This is a genomic window from Pseudomonas peli (genome assembly GCF_900099645.1).
Lineage (GTDB): Bacteria > Pseudomonadota > Gammaproteobacteria > Pseudomonadales > Pseudomonadaceae > Aquipseudomonas > Aquipseudomonas peli.
This window is the reverse complement of sequence record NZ_FMTL01000004.1, coordinates 204,891-221,972: the sequence shown is the minus strand read 5'-3', so window position 1 is coordinate 221,972 and position 17,082 is coordinate 204,891. Positions and strand designations below refer to the sequence as shown.

Here is a 17,082-nt window from a genome sequence, read left to right as displayed (position 1 = left end):
GGTGTGTGTTTGATGACAGTGTGAACCTAGTTAGGTCTTGTGTTGGTCTCTGTCAGGCAGCAGATTGCAAATTAAATTTTTCTTGAGCTTGCCGCGCTTGTAGCAATTTTTATATGGGGGAAATATGCGTATCAGTTTAATGGTCTTGTTTGTTTTGCTAGGTGGTTGTTCATTTATGGATCGCTTGGGCAATAAGCCCTATACCTTTCCGACTGAAGGTCAGCCTTCTGCTGAAGTCGAAGTGGTTAGCGCTGTTTCTAGGTTTGTCGTATTCAATATGGATGAGAATGGCTGCTTTGCGGGCACTTCGGTACTTGGCGCAGGGGCAAGGATTCATGCGGGTGAAAATGCTTTTATGGCTCTGGAAGAGCGATATGGGAATTCATACTGCAATCTGATTTTTTCATTCGTCCCCGAGCAAAATGCCAAATACGTTTTGCGAGCAGGTTCTTTTGTTGAAAAGCAGGGCGGCTTGTTGGGCATTTTGCCAGGCAAGGACTATTGCACTGTAAGCGGGCAGAGGGTTCTCGATAGCGGAGAGCGAGTGCCTTTGGATCTCAAGCAATTCAATCTCCGTCCATCCGGAATGGCCTGCCTTAAAATGAGGCCGGCATCTGAGTAACGGCATAGTGCTTTGTTCATCCGTTGCTATTTGAAACTTGGTGAGGGGCTGGAGGGATAGCCCTTTATAAGTTTTGGTGATTTCTCGTTGTGTAGTGTTGGGCTGAAATGTGAGCAATCCACCGATTTAGGCGCAGGCCGCAGTAGGGAGTGCCTGTTGTGGCTGGAATTGGCTTTCCAGCGCCTTGCTGGCCTGCTGATCGCTGTGCGGGAAGACGAAGGCCAGGCCGTTCTGATCCTGACGCAGGGGTAGCAGGGGCTGGGCGGGAAGGTCCTTGCACCGCAATTGCCAGCCACGGGTGCCGCGTATCGCCGGCAGATCTGCCTGCAACAGCCCGCCGAAGAAACCCAGTTCGCTGATCTCCACGGCCCATTCGCCACCCTCGGCATGTTGCAGGCGCGCTTGGCGCTGGCTGGGCGGCAGGCGCGGCTCATGGCGTTTTTCCAGATGCAGCAGCTGCGGGTTGCTCAGCAGACTGCTGCCCGGGCTGCGGCTCGGTAGGGCGTCGCCGCGCAGGAACGGGTTGTACAGGCTGGCGCAGGCGTCGCGCTGTTCAAACTGGGCCAGGTGGTCAGCGTTGTGAATCAGCGCGCAGCTGGCCTGGGCGCAGGCGGCAGCAAAGTGCGCGTGCTCCCAGGGTTGGGTGAAGTGGTCATATTCGCCGGCCAGCACCAGGGTCGGGCAGCTGGGGTGCGCGTGAAATCCCTGAAAATCCAGCAGGCGCTGGCTGTTCTGCCGGTAGCGCTCGATATCGGCGGCTGACAGTCGCTGGATCTGCCGCAGCAATGCCTTGCGAAATACCGGGGCTACGCCGGTCTGTTCCAGGCGCAAAGGGTTGAGCAGGCCGGTCAACGCGCCATGGGCAAAGGCCTCGCAACGCCCTTCTGCAAGTAGCGCCAGGCCTTCCTGCAGCAGCAGGCGCGCGCCGGGGCGGCCGAAGGCGGTGATCCCGGCCAGCAGCACACGGGCGCAGCGCTCGGGGTGACGCGCGGCAAACAGCGCGGCCAAAGCTGAGCCGTAGGACAGGCCGATGGGCATCAACGGCGGCAGGTTGAGCTCCTCGGCGAAGGCGGCGATCAGGTCGGCCAGTTGCTCCAGGCTCAGGTCGGGCACCAGCTGCAGGTTGCCGCCCTGGCTGGGCAAGTCGAGCAGGATCACCGGGTGTTCGCCGAGCAGCTCGCTGACTTCGGCGGCAAACGAGCGAAAGCTCTGGAATGCGCCGCCCAACAGCAATACGGGCGGGCGAGTGTCGTGGCTGCGGCAGGCGTAGGCCTGGTAGTGCAGGCGCAGGTCGCCGATATGCAGCACCTGTGGGGCTTCGTTAAGTTGTGCGGCGCAGTAGTCGGTACGGTAATGCATGCTGATCCCACCCCGGCGGTCGGCCGCCTGTCTTGCTTGTGATGGCAAGGTAAACATTCGGACGGTTTTTGTTTACCTAACCTTCGGGCGGCTGATGGTCCGTGATGTCACTGTTTCTTCCGGTGGCTTGCTGTGTGGGGCTTGGCGGCGTTACCGCGGGTTGTGGCGAACGCAGTGTCTACCGTCCGCCGCGCAGCGCTGGGCGTGGAGCGGCGCGACCGTTATACTCAGCGACTTTTTTCAACCGCCAGACCTGCCAAGACCATGACTGAGTCCGTGCTCGACTATATGACCCGCCTGGGACAGGCCGCCCGCAGCGCTTCACGCGTGCTGGCGCGCGCCAGTACCGCGCAGAAGAATCGTGCCCTGCAGGCCGCCGCCGCCGCGCTGGATGCGGCCCGTAGCGATTTGACCGCCGCCAACGAGCTGGACCTGGCCGCCGCGCGTGCCAATGGTCTGGAGCCTGCCATGGTTGACCGTCTGGCGCTGACGCCGGCAGTGATCGACAGCATGATCGAAGGTCTGCGTCAGGTCGCCACGCTGCCTGATCCGATCGGCGAGATCCGCGATATGCGTTACCTGCAGTCGGGTATTCAGGTTGGCAAGATGCGCGTGCCGCTCGGCGTAATCGGCATCATCTATGAGTCTCGGCCGAACGTGACCATCGACGCCGCCAGCCTGTGCCTGAAGTCCGGTAACGCCACCATCCTGCGTGGCGGCTCCGAGGCCATTCATTCCAATCAGGCGATTGCTCGTTGCATTCAGCTCGGTCTGGCTGAAGCCGGTTTGCCCGCAAGCGCCGTGCAGGTGGTGGAAACCACTGATCGTGCCGCCGTTGGTGCGCTGATCACCATGCCGGAATTTGTTGACGTGATTGTGCCGCGTGGCGGCAAGGGCCTGATCGAGCGCATCAGCCGTGACGCCAAGGTGCCGGTGATCAAACATCTGGATGGCGTATGCCACGTCTATATCGACGTCGCCGCCGACCTCGACAAGGCGATTCGCGTTGCCGACAACGCCAAGACCCATCGCTACTCGCCGTGCAACGCCATGGAAACCCTGCTGGTGCATGCCGCGGTGGCTGACAAGGTGTTGCCGCCGCTGGCGGCGATCTACCGCGACAAAGGTGTTGAACTGCGTGGCGACGCTGCGACCCGCGCGCTCCTAGGCAGCGACGTGCTGGAAGCGAGCGAAGACGACTGGTTTGCCGAATACAACGCGCCGATTCTGGCGATTCGCATCGTCGACTCGCTGGATGCGGCCATCGAGCACATCAACCATTACGGCTCGCAGCACACCGACGCGATCATCACCGAGAACTTCAGTGATGCGCGGCGTTTCCTGACCGAAGTGGATTCCGCCTCGGTGATGGTCAACGCGTCGACCCGTTTCGCCGATGGTTTTGAATACGGCCTGGGCGCGGAGATCGGTATTTCCACCGACAAACTGCACGCCCGTGGCCCGGTCGGCCTGGATGGGCTGACCAGCGAGAAGTACGTGGTGTTTGGCGACGGACACATTCGTACCTGATGGCCAAGCCCAGCGGCGACCGACGTACCGACGCCCGACGCATCGGTCTGCTAGGCGGCACCTTTAATCCGGTGCATATCGGCCATCTGCGCAGCGCTGTTGAAGTGGCCGATGCGCTGCAGTTGGATGAGTTGCGTCTGATCCCCAGCGCGCGGCCGCCGCACCGCAGCGCACCGGAGGTCAGTGCCGAGGATCGCCTGGCCATGGTCAGGTTGGCGGTAGCCGATGCCGGGGTGCTGCAGGTGGATGATCGCGAGCTGCAACGCGACAAACCGTCCTACAGCATTGACACCCTGGAGTCGTTGCGCAGTGAGTTGGCAGTGGATGATCAGCTGTTTCTGCTGCTGGGCTGGGATGCCTTCTGCGGTTTACCCAGTTGGCAGCGTTGGGATGAGTTGCTGCAGCACTGCCATATTCTGGTGCTGCAACGGCCGGATGCCGACAGTGAAGCGCCCGAGGCGCTGCGCAATCTGTTGGCGGCGCGCAGTGTGAGTGCCCCATCGGCCCTGAGTGGGCCGAGTGGGCAGATTGCTTTTATCTGGCAGACACCTCTGGCGGTGTCGGCTACCCAGATCCGTTCGCTACTGGCGAGCGGAAAGTCGGCCCGTTTTCTGGTGCCTGACGCGGTACTGGCCTATATCCATGCCCACGGACTGTACCGTGGCGCGAATTGAACACGAGGCAAACGAGTTAGTTATGACGAACGCAAGCAAAATGCAGAGCGAAGATCTGGTCAAATTGGCCATCAGCGCTCTGGAAGAAATCAAGGCGCAGGACATCACCACCATCGACGTGCGCGGCAAAACCAGCATCACCGATTTCATGCTGATCGCCAGCGGCACCTCTAGCCGTCACGTTAAGTCGCTGGTCGACAACGTGCTGGAGAAGGTCAAGGAGCAGGGCGTACGCCCAATCGGCACTGAAGGCATGGATACCGGCGAGTGGGCACTGCTCGACCTCGGCGACATCGTGGTTCACGTGATGCTGCCGACAGCTCGCCAGTTCTATGACCTTGAGCGTCTGTGGCAAGGTGCTGAGCAGAGCCGTGCGCAGTTCAGCGCCGAGCCGGGCCCAGAGCAGGAATAAGGACGCGTAGCGGTGCGGATCAAACTGATCGCCGTCGGCTCGCGGATGCCGCGTTGGGTGGAAGAGGGCTGGCAGGAATATGCCAAGCGCATGCCCAGCGAGTTGTCCCTGGAGTTGGTGGAAATTCCGCTGACCACGCGCGGCAAGAATGCCGATGTGGCGCGAATGATCCGCCAGGAAGGCGAGGCCATGCTGGCTAAGGTGCAGCCTGGGGAACGCATTGTCACCCTGGAAGTCGAAGGGCGACCCTGGAGCACCGAGCAGCTGGCGGTCGAGTTCGACAAGTGGCGCCTGGATGCGCGCACCGTCAACCTGATGGTCGGCGGCCCGGAAGGGCTGGCACCTGAGGTGCAGGCGCGCAGTGAGCAGCGCTGGTCGTTGTCGCCGCTGACCCTGCCGCACCCCTTGGTGCGGATTCTGATCGGCGAACAGATGTACCGTGCCTGGACCGTGTTGTCCGGCCACCCTTACCACAAATAACTAGCAGCCATCGATGCCGCAACCAATCCGCCTCAAAGACCACGAGAAAGACGGCCGCCTGATCCGCAAACGCGCGGTGGTTGGTGCTGTGGTGGTTTTGTTGCTGACCTCGGTACTCGTGGCGCGCATGTATTACCTGCAGGTGGTGCAGTTTGAGCACCACACCACCCTGGCGGAAAACAACCGCATCCACGTGCAGCCGATCCCGCCAAACCGTGGGCTGATCTACGACCGCAACGGGGTGATCATCGCTGATAACCGGCCAAGCTTTAGCCTGACCCTGACCCGCGAACGCGCCGGCGACTGGCCGCAGGTGCTCGACGTGATTGTCGAGGTGCTGGAGCTGGGCCCGGATGAGCGCGCGCTGTTTGAGCGGCGTGTGCGTCAGGGGCGGCGACCGTTTGAGCCGGTACCGGTGCTGTTCGAGCTGAGCGAGGAGCAGATTGCCCGTATCGCGATCAATCAGTTCCGTCTGCCTGGCGTTGAGGTCTCCGCGCAGCTGGTGCGGCATTACCCGCTGGGCGAGCATTTTGCCCATTCGGTGGGTTATGTCGGGCGGATCAACGAGAAAGAGCTGAAAGAACTCGATCCGGTGGCCTACAGCGGTACGCACCATATCGGCAAAACCGGTATCGAGCGTTTCTATGAAGACGAGCTGCACGGTGAAGTGGGTTACGAGGAAGTCGAAACCAACGCCCGTGGCCGTGTGCTGCGCGTGCTCAAACGTACTGACCCGCTGCCTGGCAAGGACATCGTGCTGAGCCTCGATATCCGCTTGCAGGAGGCCGCTGAAAAGGCCCTGGCTGGTCGCCGTGGTGCGATTGTGGCCATCCAGCCACAGACCGGTGAGGTGCTGGCGATGGTCAGTCAGCCAAGTTTCGACCCTAACCCCTTCGTTACCGGGATTGGCTTCAAGGCTTACGCCGACCTGCGCGATTCTATCGACCGTCCTCTATACAACCGCGTATTGCGCGGTCTCTATCCGCCCGGCTCGACCATTAAGCCGATGGTCGCGGTGGCTGGTCTGGATGCTGGCGTAGTCACGCCGCAGACTCGGGTGTTCGACCCCGGCTTTTATCAGTTGCCCGGCCACAGCCACAAATATCGCAACTGGAACCGCACGGGCGACGGCTCGGTGGATATGGATTACGCGATCATGCGCTCCAACGACACCTACTTTTACTCGCTGGCGCACAAGATGGGCATCGACCGCATGCATGACTACATGACCCGTTTCGGGCTGGGTCAGCGCGTGTCGCTGGACATGTTCGAAGAAACCGCCGGGCTGATGCCGTCGCGGGACTGGAAGCGCGCGCGTTACCGGCAGGCCTGGTACCCGGGCGAGACGCTGATTCTCGGTATCGGTCAGGGCTATATGCAGACCACGCCGCTGCAACTGGCACAGGCCACGGCACTGATGGCCACGCGCGGCAAGTGGATTCGCCCGCACCTGGCCAAGACCATCCAGGGGCGCATTCCCACAGACCCCAACCCACTACCGGATATCGTGCTTCGTGATCCGAAGTTCTGGGACGCCGGTATCAAGGGCATGGTGTCGGTCATGCACGGCCCGCGTGGTACCGCACGCAAGGTCGGCGATGCCGCGTTGTACCGGATTGCCGGCAAGAGCGGTACCGCTCAGGTGGTGGCGATCAAGCAGGGGGAGAAATACGACCGCAGCAAGGTTGCCGAGCGTCACCGTGACCATGCGCTGTTTGTGGCATTTGCTCCGGCAGATAACCCGCAGATTGCCGTGTCGGTGATGGTGGAAAACGGCGAGTCTGGCTCCGGGGTGGCTGCGCCAGTGGTCAAGCAGGTCATCGATGCGTGGTTGCTGGATGAAAGCGGTCAGTTGAAAGCCGAATACGCTCCGCCAGTGGCGGCTGAGGTCGCTGCGCCATGAACAGTAATTTTGACCGCAACCTGTCCTCCGAAGACCTGATGCGTCGCCGGGCGACCATCCTGCAGCGCCTGCATATCGACGGCATTCTGCTGTTGCTGCTGCTGATTCTCGCCACCGGCAGCCTGTTTATTCTGTATTCGGCCAGTGGTAAGAACGTTGATCTGCTGATGAAGCAGGCCAGTTCCTTCGGCATCGGCCTAGTCGGCATGTTTATCATTGCCCAGTTCGAGCCGCGTTTTATGGCGCGCTGGGTGCCGTTGGCCTATGTCGGTGGCGTGGGGCTGCTGGTGGTGGTGGACGTCATGGGGCACAACGCCATGGGCGCCACACGCTGGATCAATATTCCCGGGGTGATTCGCTTTCAGCCCTCGGAGTTTATGAAGATCATCATGCCGGCAACCATTGCCTGGTACCTGTCCAACCGCAGCTTGCCGCCGCGGCTCAAGCATATCTGCATCAGCCTGGCGATGATCATCGTGCCATTTGGATTGATTTTGGTGCAGCCGGATCTGGGTACTTCACTGCTGATCATTGCCTCCGGCGGCTTCGTGCTATTTATCGCCGGCCTGCAGTGGCGCTGGGTGATTGGCGCGGTGGCCGCGGTGGTGCCGATTGCCATTGGCATGTGGTTCTTCGTCATGCACCAGTACCAGAAGCAGCGCGTGCTGACCTTCCTCAACCCGGAAAGCGATCCGCTGGGCAGTGGATGGAACATCATCCAGTCCAAGGCGGCGATTGGTTCGGGCGGTGTGCTCGGTAAGGGCTGGCTGCAAGGCACCCAGTCGCACTTGGACTTCCTGCCGGAGAGCCACACCGACTTCATCATCGCCGTGTTGGCCGAAGAGTTCGGCCTGGTTGGCGTGTGTTTGTTACTGCTGGTGTACATGCTGTTGATCGCGCGCGGCCTGGTGATTACCGTGCAAGCGCAGACGCTGTTCGGTAAGCTTCTCGCCGGCGCGCTCACCATGACTTTCTTCGTTTATGTCTTCGTCAATATCGGTATGGTCAGCGGCCTGCTGCCGGTGGTGGGGGTTCCGCTGCCCTTCATCAGCTATGGCGGCACCTCGCTGATCACCTTGTTGGCAGGGTTTGGGATTTTGATGTCGATCCACACTCATCGTAAGTGGATGACACAGGCTTGATTGGGATTATGAATTCAATGCAAAACGCGCGTGGTTGGATAGTTCGTACTGCACCTTGGCTGGCGTTGGCTGGGGTGTGCGCAGTGGCTCAGCCCGCGCTAGCTGGTGATTATCAGCAGTCACCGCAGGTGGCTGAGTTTGTCGGCGAAATGACCCGTGACTATGGCTTTGCCGGTGAGCAGCTGGTCGAGCTGTTCGCCCAGGTCGAGCGTAAACAGGCGATCCTTGATGCGATCTCGCGTCCGGCAGAAAAGGCTAAACCGTGGAAGGATTACCGGCCGATCTTTATCACCGACAAACGTATCACTAAGGGTGTTGAATTCTGGAAGCAGCACGAAGAAACCCTGGCTCGTGCTGAGGCTGAGTACGGTGTGCCGGCGCAAGTGATTGTGGCCATTATCGGGGTGGAAACCTTCTATGGCGGTAACACCGGTAGCTGGCGGGTGATGGATGCTCTGTCGACCCTGGCCTTCGATTATCCGCCGCGTGCGCCGTTCTTCCGCAAGGAGCTGCGCGAGTTTCTTCTGCTGACCCGTGAAGAGCAGGTCGAGCCACTGAGCATGACCGGCTCTTACGCCGGCGCCATGGGGCTGCCGCAGTTTATGCCGAGCAGCTTCCGCGCCTACGCCGTGGATTTCGATGGCGATGGTCATATCAATATCTGGAACAACCCGGCGGATGCCATCGGCAGCGTCGCCAGCTACTTTAAACGTCACCATTGGCAGCCGGGACAGCCGGTTGTCAGTGCCGCGACTGTCAAAGGCGTGCAGGCCGAAGAGGGACTGACGGTTGGGCTCGATCCGGTGAAAACTGTTGGTGAGCTGCGTGCGTTGGGTTGGACCAGCGCCGACCCGCTGGCTGACGATTTGCCGGTAACGGCCTTCCGTCTGGAAGGTGCTGATGGCGCTGAGCACTGGCTAGGCCTGCCGAACTTCTTTGTGATCACCCGCTACAATCGCAGTGTGATGTATGCCATGGCGGTCAATCAGCTGGCCGAGTTGCTGGTTGATGCACGGGGTAAGAATTGATGTCGCGTTTGCCTTTTAAATGGGCTGCATGCGGCAGCCTTGCGCTGCTGCTGGCCAGTTGCTCGTCCACCCGTGCGCCGCAGCCGGTTGCACCGGTGCAGCAGCCGGGTGGTGCGATTTCCGGGCCGGGTGATTTCAACCGTCCGCATAAGGATGGCGCACCCTGGTGGGATGTCGACGTATCGCGGATTCCTGATGCGATACCGATGCCGCACTACGGCCCTGTCAAGGCCAGCCCTTACACTGTATTCGGCAAGCAGTACTACCCGATTCCCGATGCCCGTCGCTATCAGGCGGTCGGCCCGGCGTCCTGGTATGGCACCAAGTTTCACGGTCAGGCCACTGCTAACGGTGAAACCTACGACCTGTACGGCATGACCGCTGCACACAAAACCCTGCCGTTGCCGAGCTATGTGCGCGTCACCAACCTGGAAAACGGCAAGAGCGCGATTCTGCGGGTTAACGACCGTGGTCCGTTCTATTCCGATCGGATTATCGATTTGTCCTTCGCCGCAGCGAAGAAGCTCGGCTATGCCGAAAGTGGCACCGCGCGGGTCAAGGTTGAAGGTATTGACCCGCACGAGTGGTGGGCTCAGCAAGGCCGTCCGGTACCCATGGTCTTGGCCGCCCCGCAGCAAGTGGCGCAGGCTCAGCCAATAGCGCAACCGATCGCGCAGCCGGTTGAGCAGTATTCACCGCCCCCGCAGCAGCATGCCGCCGCGGTGCTCCCCGTGCAGATTGACGCAAAAAAAAACGCTTCAGTCGGAGCCTCTGGCCTGTATCTCCAAGTGGCCGCCTTCGCCAATCCGGACGCTGCGGAGCTCCTCAAAGCCAAGCTGAGCGAGACGGTAGCTGCACCCGTGTTCGTCAGCTCAGTGGTGCGCAACCAGCAGATATTGCACCGCGTGCGCCTGGGGCCGGTGAGCAGCCAAAGCGAGGCTGAGCAGCTGCAGAGCAGCGTACGCCTGGCCAATCTTGGCGAGCCAACCCTGGTCAAGCCTGACTAATACGGCACTTCTGCAGCATCTGCGGGACTAAACACTCAACTCCGGCCATTCACGGGTGGTCGGAGAATTAGCAAATTAGGCCCACTGGGCCTGTTCAACCATCAGCAATCTAGAGAGACGGATGAATATCACCAGCTTTGCGCAACGCGTTTTCCTATCACTTTTCCTGCTCAGCGCTCCGGCCGTATGGGCCAATCAGCAAGTGATTCCTTCTGCGCCGCAGTTGGCTGCCAAATCCTATGTGCTGCTGGACGCCGCCAGCGGCAAGGTGCTGGTCGAAAACAACGGTGATCAGCGCCTGCCGCCGGCCAGCCTGACCAAACTGATGACCGCCTACATCGCCACCCTGGAAATTCGTAAGGGCAAGATCGGTGAGCAGGACCTGGTGCCTATCAGCGAGCATGCCTGGCGTACCGGTGGTGCTGCATCCGGTGGTTCGACCATGTTCCTGCCACTGAACAGCCAGGCGAAGGTTGATGACCTGCTGCACGGCGTCATCATACAGTCGGGTAACGACGCCAGTATTGCTCTGGCCGAGTACATCGCCGGCAGCGAAGATGCCTTCGCCGACATGATGAACGAGACCGCTGCGCGCCTGGGGATGACCAACAGCCACTTTATGAACGCCACCGGTCTGCCGCATCCGGAGCATTACTCCAGCGCACATGACATGGCCATTCTGGCCCGCGCCATCATCAATGAAGACCAGGAACACTATGCGATCTATGCGCAGAAGGAGTTCCTCTGGAACAACATCAAGCAGGGCAACCGTAACCTGCTGCTGTGGCGTGACAAGACCGTTGATGGCCTGAAAACCGGCCATACCGAAGAAGCCGGCTACTGCCTGGTGGCGTCGGCCGTACGTGATGGCGCGCGCATGATCACTTCGGTATTCGGCACTGTCAGCGAGTCTGCCCGTGCCGCAGAAACTCAGAAACTGCTGACCTATGGTTTCCGCTTCTTCGAAACCCGCACCTTCTACAAGCAAGGCCAGGAACTGGCTCAGGCCCAAGTGTGGAAAGGCGCTGTGCGTCAGGTCAAAGCCGGCCTCGGTGCTGATCTGAGCCTGACGCTGCCGAAAGGTCAGCTGGAAAAATTGCAGGCCGGCATGATCCTCAACCCGCAGCTCACTGCCCCGATTGCCCAGGGTGATGTGATCGGCAAGGTTGAAGTGAAACTGGGTGAAGAAGTGGTGCACAGCGCCGATCTGATTGCTCTCGAGGCCGTTGAGGAAGGCAGTTTCTTCCGTCGTCTGTGGGATAGCATCAGCCTGTTCTTCTTCGGATTGTTCAACTGATAGCGTGACCAGCGCGCCCTTGCCGACCCGCAAGGGCGTTGTTGTTGCCACGGCTTACGAGGCCGTTACTGCCATGAATCAACCAGACGTCAAATCGCACAAAATCGAATTCCCCTGCGCGGACTACCCGATCAAGGTGGTCGGTGACAGTGGCGACAACTACAAAAGTACGGTGATAGAGATCCTTAGCCAGCACGCCAAGGTCGATCTCAGCACCCTGGCCGAACGCCAGAGCAGCAACGGCAAGTACACCACCGTACAGCTGCATATCGAAGCCACCAGCGAAGATCAGTTGCGCGATATCAACAGTGCCCTACGCGCGACCGGTATCGTGCACATGGTGCTGTGATGGACCTGCCGCTCGGCTTTCGTGAGCTGGGTCAGGTCGACTATCAGCCTACCTGGCATGCGATGCAGCGCTTTACTGACAGCCGTGGCGCAGATACGCCTGACGAAATCTGGCTGCTCGAGCACTCCCCCGTATTTACCCAGGGTCAGGCCGGCAAGGCCGAGCATGTGTTGTTTCCGGGGGATATTCCGGTGGTGCAGGTCGATCGCGGTGGTCAGGTGACTTACCACGGTCCGGGCCAGCTGGTGGCTTACCTGCTGCTGGATGTGCGCCGCAGCGGCATTGGTGTGCGTGAACTGGTCAGCCGTATCGAGCGCAGCCTGATTGATCTGTTGGCCAGCTATGGCGTCAACGCCAATGCCAAGCCGGATGCGCCGGGTGTGTATGTCGATGGTGCAAAGATCGCTTCGCTCGGACTGCGTATCCGCAACGGCCGTTCCTTTCATGGTCTGGCGCTGAATGTGGATATGGATTTGCAACCGTTCCAGCGCATCAATCCTTGCGGCTATGTCGGTATGGCCATGACCCAGTTAGCTGATCAGGTGGCGGGGCCGATCACTATGTCCGAGGTCAGCGCGCGGCTGCGTGAGCAGCTGGTCAAGCACCTCGACTACGCGCAGCAGCAGAGCCTGGCGGGCTCAATAGACTGCTAGAGCGGGCAGGGCAGATAGGCAGAGCAGATACACAAACGCCTGGCCCCAGGCAAAGCCCAAGGTCAGGCGTTGTGTGGCTCAATCAGTTCAGATTGAGGGCAGGTATCAGGCTGTTATCGAGCTGTTGGCCCGGCACTGGCACCGGAGCGGCCAGCCCTAGGTTGTTCTTCTCGAACACCTTGTCGGCGCGGTAGCTGGAACGTACCAGCGGGCCGGCGGCGACTTCCATAAAGCCTTTCTGCAGACCGATTTCGCGGAAACGGTTGAACTCTTCCGGGCTGACCCAGCGCTGCACCTTCAGGTGATTGCGCGTTGGTTGCAGGTACTGGCCGAGGGTGAGGATGTCAACGTTGATGGCACGCAGGTCATCCATGGTTTGGATAATCTCTTCATCCGTCTCGCCAAGGCCCAACATCAGGCTGGTCTTGGTCAGCACGTCCGGGCGGTGACGCTTGGCGTGTGCCAGTACATTCAGGGTCTTTTCATAGCCCGCGCGTGGATCGCGTACCACGTGAGTGAGGCGTTTGACCGTCTCAACGTTCTGCGCAAACACCTCAAGGCCAGAATCCACCACACGTTCAATGGCCAGTAGATCACCGTCGAAGTCTGGGGTCAGCGCTTCTACCACCACCTGCGGGGTGTTCTCCTTGATCGCCCTTACGCAGGCCGCGTAGTGGCTGGCGCCGCCGTCATCCAGGTCGTCGCGATCCACCGAGGTCAGCACGATATAACGCAGGGCCATCAGCTCAACCGACTTGGCGGTGTTCTGCGGCTCTTCCAAGTCCAGCCAGCCGTTTGGATTACCGGTGTCCACTGCGCAGAAGCGGCAGGCGCGGGTACACACCGAGCCCATCAGCATGATGGTGGCAGTGCCGTTGGACCAGCATTCGCCCATGTTCGGGCAGTGGGATTCCTGGCACACGGTGCTCAGGCGGTGTTCGCTGACATTGCGCTTGACCGCCTCGAAGCGGCTGCCGCCAGGCGCCTTGACTCGCAGCCACTTGGGTTTGGGCTCGAACACCTGAGGCTCGCTGGAGGCGCGGCGCTTTTGCCCGTCCTTGATCGCGGTGATGCCTTGGGTGGTACGAAATTTTTCGCCACTGGCGACGGTTTTAGGCGGGGAGGTATCGGACATCGGCAATCTGGGCTCCGCTAGAGGCTCCGTGAACGAGGCGGCTTGTGGCCGCCGCGCAGCTTATCACAGAAGCTGACCGTTCAGTCCGGCGGGCGCCGTGTGGTGCTAGCGCCCTGCCAGGTGGTGCCTGAGTGCCGTTCAGTCGTCTACCGGAGTTGCTGCAACAACTCGTGGCTGGGGTAGCCATCGGCAGGTTTTTCCTGGGATTGCTGAAAAGCACGCACGGCCTTGCGTGTGTTCGCCCCGATGATGCCGTCCGCAGGGCCAGGCTCGTAGCCTTTGCTGGTCAGCAACTCTTGCAGCTCGATCCGCTCGCTGCGCCCCAGTTGGCGATCGTTACGCGGCCATGCGGCTTGTACGCCCGGATTGCCATCCAATGCATCACTCAGCAGGCCAATGGCCAGGGCGTAGGCGGTGGAGTTGTTGTACTTGAGGATGCTGCGGAAGTTATTCAACAGCAGAAAAGCCGGGCCACGATGACCGGCGGGCAAAAACAGCGTGGCCTGGCTCTGCTCGTTGGCATCAATGGCTCTGGCCGGGTTGATCCCCAGGATGCGCCACTGCGCCACGGTGCGGCGTATTTCGGGGTCTGCCAGGGCGTAATCGAAGCCCTGTGGCAGGTTTACCTCAAAGCCCCAGGGTTGACCATTTTCCCAGCCGGACGCCTGCAAATAATGTGCGGCCGAGGCCAGTGCGTCGGGGGCTGACGTCCACAGGTCGCGCCGCCCATCACCATCGAAGTCCACGGCATGCTGATTGAAGGTGGTCGGCATAAATTGGGTCTGTCCCATGGCGCCCGCCCAAGATCCGATCAGCCCCTGCGTAGGCGCATCACCCGCTTGCAAAATCTGCAGCGCGGCCAACAACTGGCTGCGCCAGAACACTTGGCGGCGGCCATCGTAGGCCAGGGTCGCGAGGGAACGGATGACGTTATGGCTGCCGATATTGCTGCCGTAATTGCTTTCCATGCCCCAGATCGCAATTAGCACTTCATGGTCGACGGCGTAGGTGCTGCGAATGGCTTTCAGGGTCGGACGGTGCTGCGCCTTGAGCAGGCGGCCCTGGGCGATGCGCGAGACGGAAACGGCACCGTCGATGTACTCCCACACCGGGCGCGTGAACTCCGGCTGGCTGTTGTCGGAGCTGACCACTCTGGGGTCCAGGGTGATGTCGGCGAATGTACTATCGAACAAGGCGGCGTCGATACCGGCAGCAATGGCATCGCTGCGCAGCAGCATGCGCCATTCATCGAAGCTGAGTAACGGGGTTGGACTGCTGGCCTCGCTGGCTGCTGGGCTGGCAGGGGTCGTGCTGGCTGTGACGGGCGCAGCGGCAAGTGGCTGCGCCGGCGCTTCGGCGCAGGCAGTCAGAAGCAGCAGCAGGCAGGCGATGGCGCTATGGGACAGGCCCCGAAGAAGCAGGTAAGGCATGGTGATCTCGGCACATTTTGCAGGCCGTAACCTTAGCATGATTGAGGCGGTATGCGGGCTGTGGCGGGCTTTTCAGGCAGCCAGAACGTATGAAGCCTCCCAGTTTTGCTGGGAGGCTTCGCGGCGGTAGCTGCCTTTGCCTTTGCTGGGTGTTTCCTGGCGGGAGCGAAACAGTGGCTGGGCGATTAGGGATTTGGCCTTATTTGGGCCGCGTTTGGCTTTCTTCGCCATGACGTTTCCTCGGCAAATGACCTGCACGTCGCAGGCGGGCGAAGCATGATCCGCACCCCGCTAAAAGTCCAGGGTTTGGCCGCTAGCGAGATAGGCTCAGGCGTTGACCGCAGATGTTTAGCGTCAACAGGCTCAGGCCGCTCCAGGGATCGCCGGCCGCCTGGCCTTTGATCTGCGCATCGATCTGCTGGGCATCCTGCAGCAGCGCAGCCCAACGTGCGGCCGACAGGCGTTGCAGGGCTTTGCTGACCAGCGGGCGGCGCTTGTCCCAGACTGGCGGGCGCGCGGAACTGAAGGCTTTTTCCAGCGGCATGCCCTGGCTGTACTGCTGGGCTATGGTGGCCAGTAGACGGATTTCCCGGGCCAGAGCCCAGAGAATGACCGGAGGCTCGACGCCTTCACCGCGAAGGCCTTCGAGCATGCGCAGGGCGTGGGCGGCTTCGCCATTGAGGGCGGCATCGATCAGTCCGAAAACATCGAAGCGTGCACTGTCGGCAACCGAGGCATGCACGGTGTCGACGTCGATCTGCGTGCCTTCGGCGAGCAGCTTGAGCTTTTCGATTTCCTGGGCAGCGGCGAGCAGGTTGCCTTCGACCCGCACGGCAATCATGTCCACCGCTTCGGCGCTGGCGCTGAGGCCCGATTGCGCGAGACGTTGGCGAATCCACTGCGGCAGCTGGTTGGCATCGACTGGCCAGATCTGCACGAATTGCGTCTGCGCGCCGTCAATCAGCGCCTTGCCCCATTTGGTCTTCTGCGCGCTGCCGTCGAGTTTCGGCAGGCTGATCAGCAGCACGGTGTCTTCGGCGGGGCGGGCGAGGTATTCGAGCAGCGCGGCTGCGCCTTTGTCACCGGGCTTGCCGTTCGGTAGGCGCAATTCCAGCAGGCGTTTGTCGGCAAACAGCGACAGGCTGGCACCGGCTTGCAGCAGGTTGCCCCAGTCGAAGTTGTTGTCGGCGTTGAACACCTGGCGCTCGCTGAAACCCTGCTGGCGGGTTGCGGCGCGAATGGCGTCGGTGGCTTCCTGGCAGAGCAGCGGCTCGTCGCCACTGACCACATACACTGGGCTCAGGTTGCCCTGCAGGTGTTTGCCGAGTTGTGCGGAGTTAAGCTTCATGGGGGCGCAGAGCAGGGCCGCTTGCGCGGCCCGGCGAGCTTACTGGGCGGGAATCGGCAGCTGGATTGGCGACTGCTGCGGTTGCGCGGCCTGTTGCTGGCGAGCGGCTTCCAGCGCATCGGCTTCGGCTTGAGCCTTGGCTTCTGCGGTTTGCTGCAGTTGGTCCAGTTGCGCTGGGGTGATCTGCTGCAGGCGCTGGACCAGTTGCTGGACCAGCTCACGGTTCATTTCCTGTTGTAGCTGAGCGGCCTCTTGGTCGCCGCCAATCAGGTTGTTGCCGTCCTGGGTGTAGAAGCTCTGGGCTTCCAGTTTGTCGCTCATCAGCAGCAGGTCTTTGCTGCCACGGATCTCATATTCCAGCGTTTTGCTCAGCTCGTACTCAGCAGTGCGGGCCGAACTGGTGAAGCTGGCGGCGCGGCGATTTTCCTGCTCGTTGCTCAATACCAGGCGGTACTGTGCGCCTGGATAGACCTTGACGTCGTTGTTCTGCAGCACTTCACGCACTTGGTTGACGGTTTCGCCATAGGCGTTGCGCGCGCTGACATCCAGTTCCTTGAGGGCGAACTGCACGTCACCGGTGCCACGCAGCTGGAAGCCGCAAGCGCTGAGCAGGGTGGCCAGGCCAATTACCAACAGATTCCGTTTGATCATCTTTTATCCCCTTGGCGTGTCTTGCGGCGCGCCGTTGTGCGGTCGCGCCGAGCTTAATCAGT

18 protein-coding genes are annotated in these 17,082 nt (G+C 60.8%); 12 read left to right on the top strand and 6 right to left on the bottom strand.

Annotation, left to right across the window (positions count from 1 at the left end):
- Positions 1–124 precede the first annotated feature (124 nt).
- Positions 125–622 carry a hypothetical protein gene (locus tag BLO50_RS18200; RefSeq protein ID WP_143003838.1) on the top strand — a complete coding sequence of 166 codons (498 nt, stop codon included), beginning with the start codon at positions 125–127 and terminating at the stop codon, positions 620–622.
- Between the two features lie 126 nt (positions 623–748).
- On the opposite strand, the gene BLO50_RS18195 is transcribed toward BLO50_RS18200, so the two are convergent.
- Positions 749–1,981, bottom strand: coding sequence for an alpha/beta fold hydrolase (locus BLO50_RS18195; protein WP_090255603.1), 1,233 nt, complete (start codon positions 1,979–1,981; stop codon positions 749–751).
- Positions 1,982–2,245: 264 nt separating this feature from the next.
- Here BLO50_RS18195 and BLO50_RS18190 point away from each other — a divergent pair, with 264 nt between their 5' ends.
- The 11 genes from BLO50_RS18190 (at position 2,246) to lipB (ending at position 12,456) form a co-directional block, all read left to right on the top strand.
- Complete coding sequence (locus BLO50_RS18190; RefSeq protein WP_090255601.1) at positions 2,246–3,511, top strand: glutamate-5-semialdehyde dehydrogenase; 1,266 nt, start codon at positions 2,246–2,248, stop codon at positions 3,509–3,511.
- Positions 3,511–4,185 carry a nicotinate-nucleotide adenylyltransferase gene (gene nadD / locus BLO50_RS18185; protein WP_090255599.1) on the top strand — a complete coding sequence of 225 codons (675 nt, stop codon included), beginning with the start codon at positions 3,511–3,513 and terminating at the stop codon, positions 4,183–4,185. Before BLO50_RS18190 ends, nadD begins: the two co-directional genes overlap by 1 nt.
- 40 nt (positions 4,186–4,225) lie before the next feature.
- Positions 4,226–4,597: a ribosome silencing factor gene (rsfS, locus tag BLO50_RS18180; RefSeq protein ID WP_090255816.1), complete on the top strand. Its 372-nt coding sequence runs from the start codon at positions 4,226–4,228 to the stop codon at positions 4,595–4,597.
- A 12-nt stretch (positions 4,598–4,609) separates the two neighbouring features.
- Positions 4,610–5,077: a 23S rRNA (pseudouridine(1915)-N(3))-methyltransferase RlmH gene (gene rlmH / locus BLO50_RS18175; RefSeq protein ID WP_090255597.1), complete on the top strand. Its 468-nt coding sequence runs from the start codon at positions 4,610–4,612 to the stop codon at positions 5,075–5,077.
- 13 nt (positions 5,078–5,090) lie between these two features.
- The gene (gene mrdA, locus BLO50_RS18170) at positions 5,091–6,980 is read left to right on the top strand and encodes a penicillin-binding protein 2 (protein ID WP_090255595.1); all 1,890 of its coding nucleotides are present in this window, start codon (positions 5,091–5,093) and stop codon (positions 6,978–6,980) included.
- Between the two features lie 38 nt (positions 6,981–7,018).
- Positions 7,019–8,122, top strand: a complete 1,104-nt coding sequence (gene rodA / locus BLO50_RS18165; protein ID WP_169852852.1) for a rod shape-determining protein RodA — start codon at positions 7,019–7,021, stop codon at positions 8,120–8,122.
- 17 nt (positions 8,123–8,139) lie between these two features.
- Complete coding sequence (gene mltB, locus BLO50_RS18160; RefSeq protein WP_090255815.1) at positions 8,140–9,150, top strand: lytic murein transglycosylase B; 1,011 nt, start codon at positions 8,140–8,142, stop codon at positions 9,148–9,150.
- Complete coding sequence (locus tag BLO50_RS18155) at positions 9,150–10,157, top strand: septal ring lytic transglycosylase RlpA family protein (protein ID WP_090255590.1); 1,008 nt, start codon at positions 9,150–9,152, stop codon at positions 10,155–10,157. The genes mltB and BLO50_RS18155 overlap by 1 nt, the downstream gene beginning before the upstream one ends.
- Positions 10,158–10,278: 121 nt before the next feature.
- Positions 10,279–11,454 (top strand): D-alanyl-D-alanine carboxypeptidase family protein, encoded by a 1,176-nt coding sequence (locus BLO50_RS18150; protein WP_090255588.1) that lies wholly within the window; start codon positions 10,279–10,281, stop codon positions 11,452–11,454.
- A 73-nt stretch (positions 11,455–11,527) separates the two neighbouring features.
- Positions 11,528–11,803 carry a DUF493 domain-containing protein gene (locus BLO50_RS18145; RefSeq protein WP_090255814.1) on the top strand — a complete coding sequence of 92 codons (276 nt, stop codon included), beginning with the start codon at positions 11,528–11,530 and terminating at the stop codon, positions 11,801–11,803.
- Entirely contained in the window at positions 11,803–12,456 is a 654-nt protein-coding gene (gene lipB / locus BLO50_RS18140; RefSeq protein ID WP_090255586.1) for a lipoyl(octanoyl) transferase LipB, read from the top strand. Before BLO50_RS18145 ends, lipB begins: the two co-directional genes overlap by 1 nt.
- Positions 12,457–12,538: 82 nt before the next feature.
- Here the strand turns inward: lipB and lipA are convergent, their stop codons facing one another.
- From lipA to BLO50_RS18115, 5 genes are all read right to left on the bottom strand, one after another.
- Complete coding sequence (gene lipA, locus BLO50_RS18135) at positions 12,539–13,591, bottom strand: lipoyl synthase (RefSeq protein WP_090255584.1); 1,053 nt, start codon at positions 13,589–13,591, stop codon at positions 12,539–12,541.
- A 146-nt stretch (positions 13,592–13,737) separates the two neighbouring features.
- The gene (locus tag BLO50_RS18130) at positions 13,738–15,021 is read right to left on the bottom strand and encodes a lytic murein transglycosylase (protein WP_090255582.1); all 1,284 of its coding nucleotides are present in this window, start codon (positions 15,019–15,021) and stop codon (positions 13,738–13,740) included.
- 72 nt (positions 15,022–15,093) lie between these two features.
- On the bottom strand, positions 15,094–15,252 hold the full coding sequence (gene arfA / locus BLO50_RS18125; RefSeq protein WP_090255580.1) for an alternative ribosome rescue factor ArfA: 159 nt from the start codon (positions 15,250–15,252) through the stop codon (positions 15,094–15,096).
- An 82-nt stretch (positions 15,253–15,334) separates the two neighbouring features.
- Positions 15,335–16,369, bottom strand: a complete 1,035-nt coding sequence (gene holA, locus BLO50_RS18120; protein ID WP_090255578.1) for a DNA polymerase III subunit delta — start codon at positions 16,367–16,369, stop codon at positions 15,335–15,337.
- Positions 16,370–16,408: 39 nt separating this feature from the next.
- Positions 16,409–17,020 (bottom strand): LPS-assembly lipoprotein LptE, encoded by a 612-nt coding sequence (locus BLO50_RS18115; protein WP_090255576.1) that lies wholly within the window; start codon positions 17,018–17,020, stop codon positions 16,409–16,411.
- Positions 17,021–17,082 lie beyond the last annotated feature (62 nt).

Excerpts from the sequence above, each read along its gene's own strand:
- BLO50_RS18200 (WP_143003838.1), top strand. The coding sequence starts at position 125 with ATGCGTATCAGTTTAATGGTCTTGTTTGTTTTGCTAGGTGGTTGTTCA.
- BLO50_RS18195 (WP_090255603.1), bottom strand. The coding sequence starts at position 1,981 with ATGCATTACCGTACCGACTACTGCGCCGCACAACTTAACGAAGCCCCA.
- BLO50_RS18190 (WP_090255601.1), top strand. The coding sequence starts at position 2,246 with ATGACTGAGTCCGTGCTCGACTATATGACCCGCCTGGGACAGGCCGCC.
- nadD (WP_090255599.1), top strand. The coding sequence starts at position 3,511 with ATGGCCAAGCCCAGCGGCGACCGACGTACCGACGCCCGACGCATCGGT.
- rsfS (WP_090255816.1), top strand. The coding sequence starts at position 4,226 with ATGCAGAGCGAAGATCTGGTCAAATTGGCCATCAGCGCTCTGGAAGAA.
- mrdA (WP_090255595.1), top strand. The coding sequence starts at position 5,091 with ATGCCGCAACCAATCCGCCTCAAAGACCACGAGAAAGACGGCCGCCTG.
- rodA (WP_169852852.1), top strand. The coding sequence starts at position 7,019 with ATGCGTCGCCGGGCGACCATCCTGCAGCGCCTGCATATCGACGGCATT.
- mltB (WP_090255815.1), top strand. The coding sequence starts at position 8,140 with ATGCAAAACGCGCGTGGTTGGATAGTTCGTACTGCACCTTGGCTGGCG.
- BLO50_RS18155 (WP_090255590.1), top strand. The coding sequence starts at position 9,150 with ATGTCGCGTTTGCCTTTTAAATGGGCTGCATGCGGCAGCCTTGCGCTG.
- BLO50_RS18150 (WP_090255588.1), top strand. The coding sequence starts at position 10,279 with ATGAATATCACCAGCTTTGCGCAACGCGTTTTCCTATCACTTTTCCTG.
- BLO50_RS18145 (WP_090255814.1), top strand. The coding sequence starts at position 11,528 with ATGAATCAACCAGACGTCAAATCGCACAAAATCGAATTCCCCTGCGCG.
- lipB (WP_090255586.1), top strand. The coding sequence starts at position 11,803 with ATGGACCTGCCGCTCGGCTTTCGTGAGCTGGGTCAGGTCGACTATCAG.
- lipA (WP_090255584.1), bottom strand. The coding sequence starts at position 13,591 with ATGTCCGATACCTCCCCGCCTAAAACCGTCGCCAGTGGCGAAAAATTT.
- BLO50_RS18130 (WP_090255582.1), bottom strand. The coding sequence starts at position 15,021 with ATGCCTTACCTGCTTCTTCGGGGCCTGTCCCATAGCGCCATCGCCTGC.
- arfA (WP_090255580.1), bottom strand. The coding sequence starts at position 15,252 with ATGGCGAAGAAAGCCAAACGCGGCCCAAATAAGGCCAAATCCCTAATC.
- holA (WP_090255578.1), bottom strand. The coding sequence starts at position 16,369 with ATGAAGCTTAACTCCGCACAACTCGGCAAACACCTGCAGGGCAACCTG.
- BLO50_RS18115 (WP_090255576.1), bottom strand. The coding sequence starts at position 17,020 with ATGATCAAACGGAATCTGTTGGTAATTGGCCTGGCCACCCTGCTCAGC.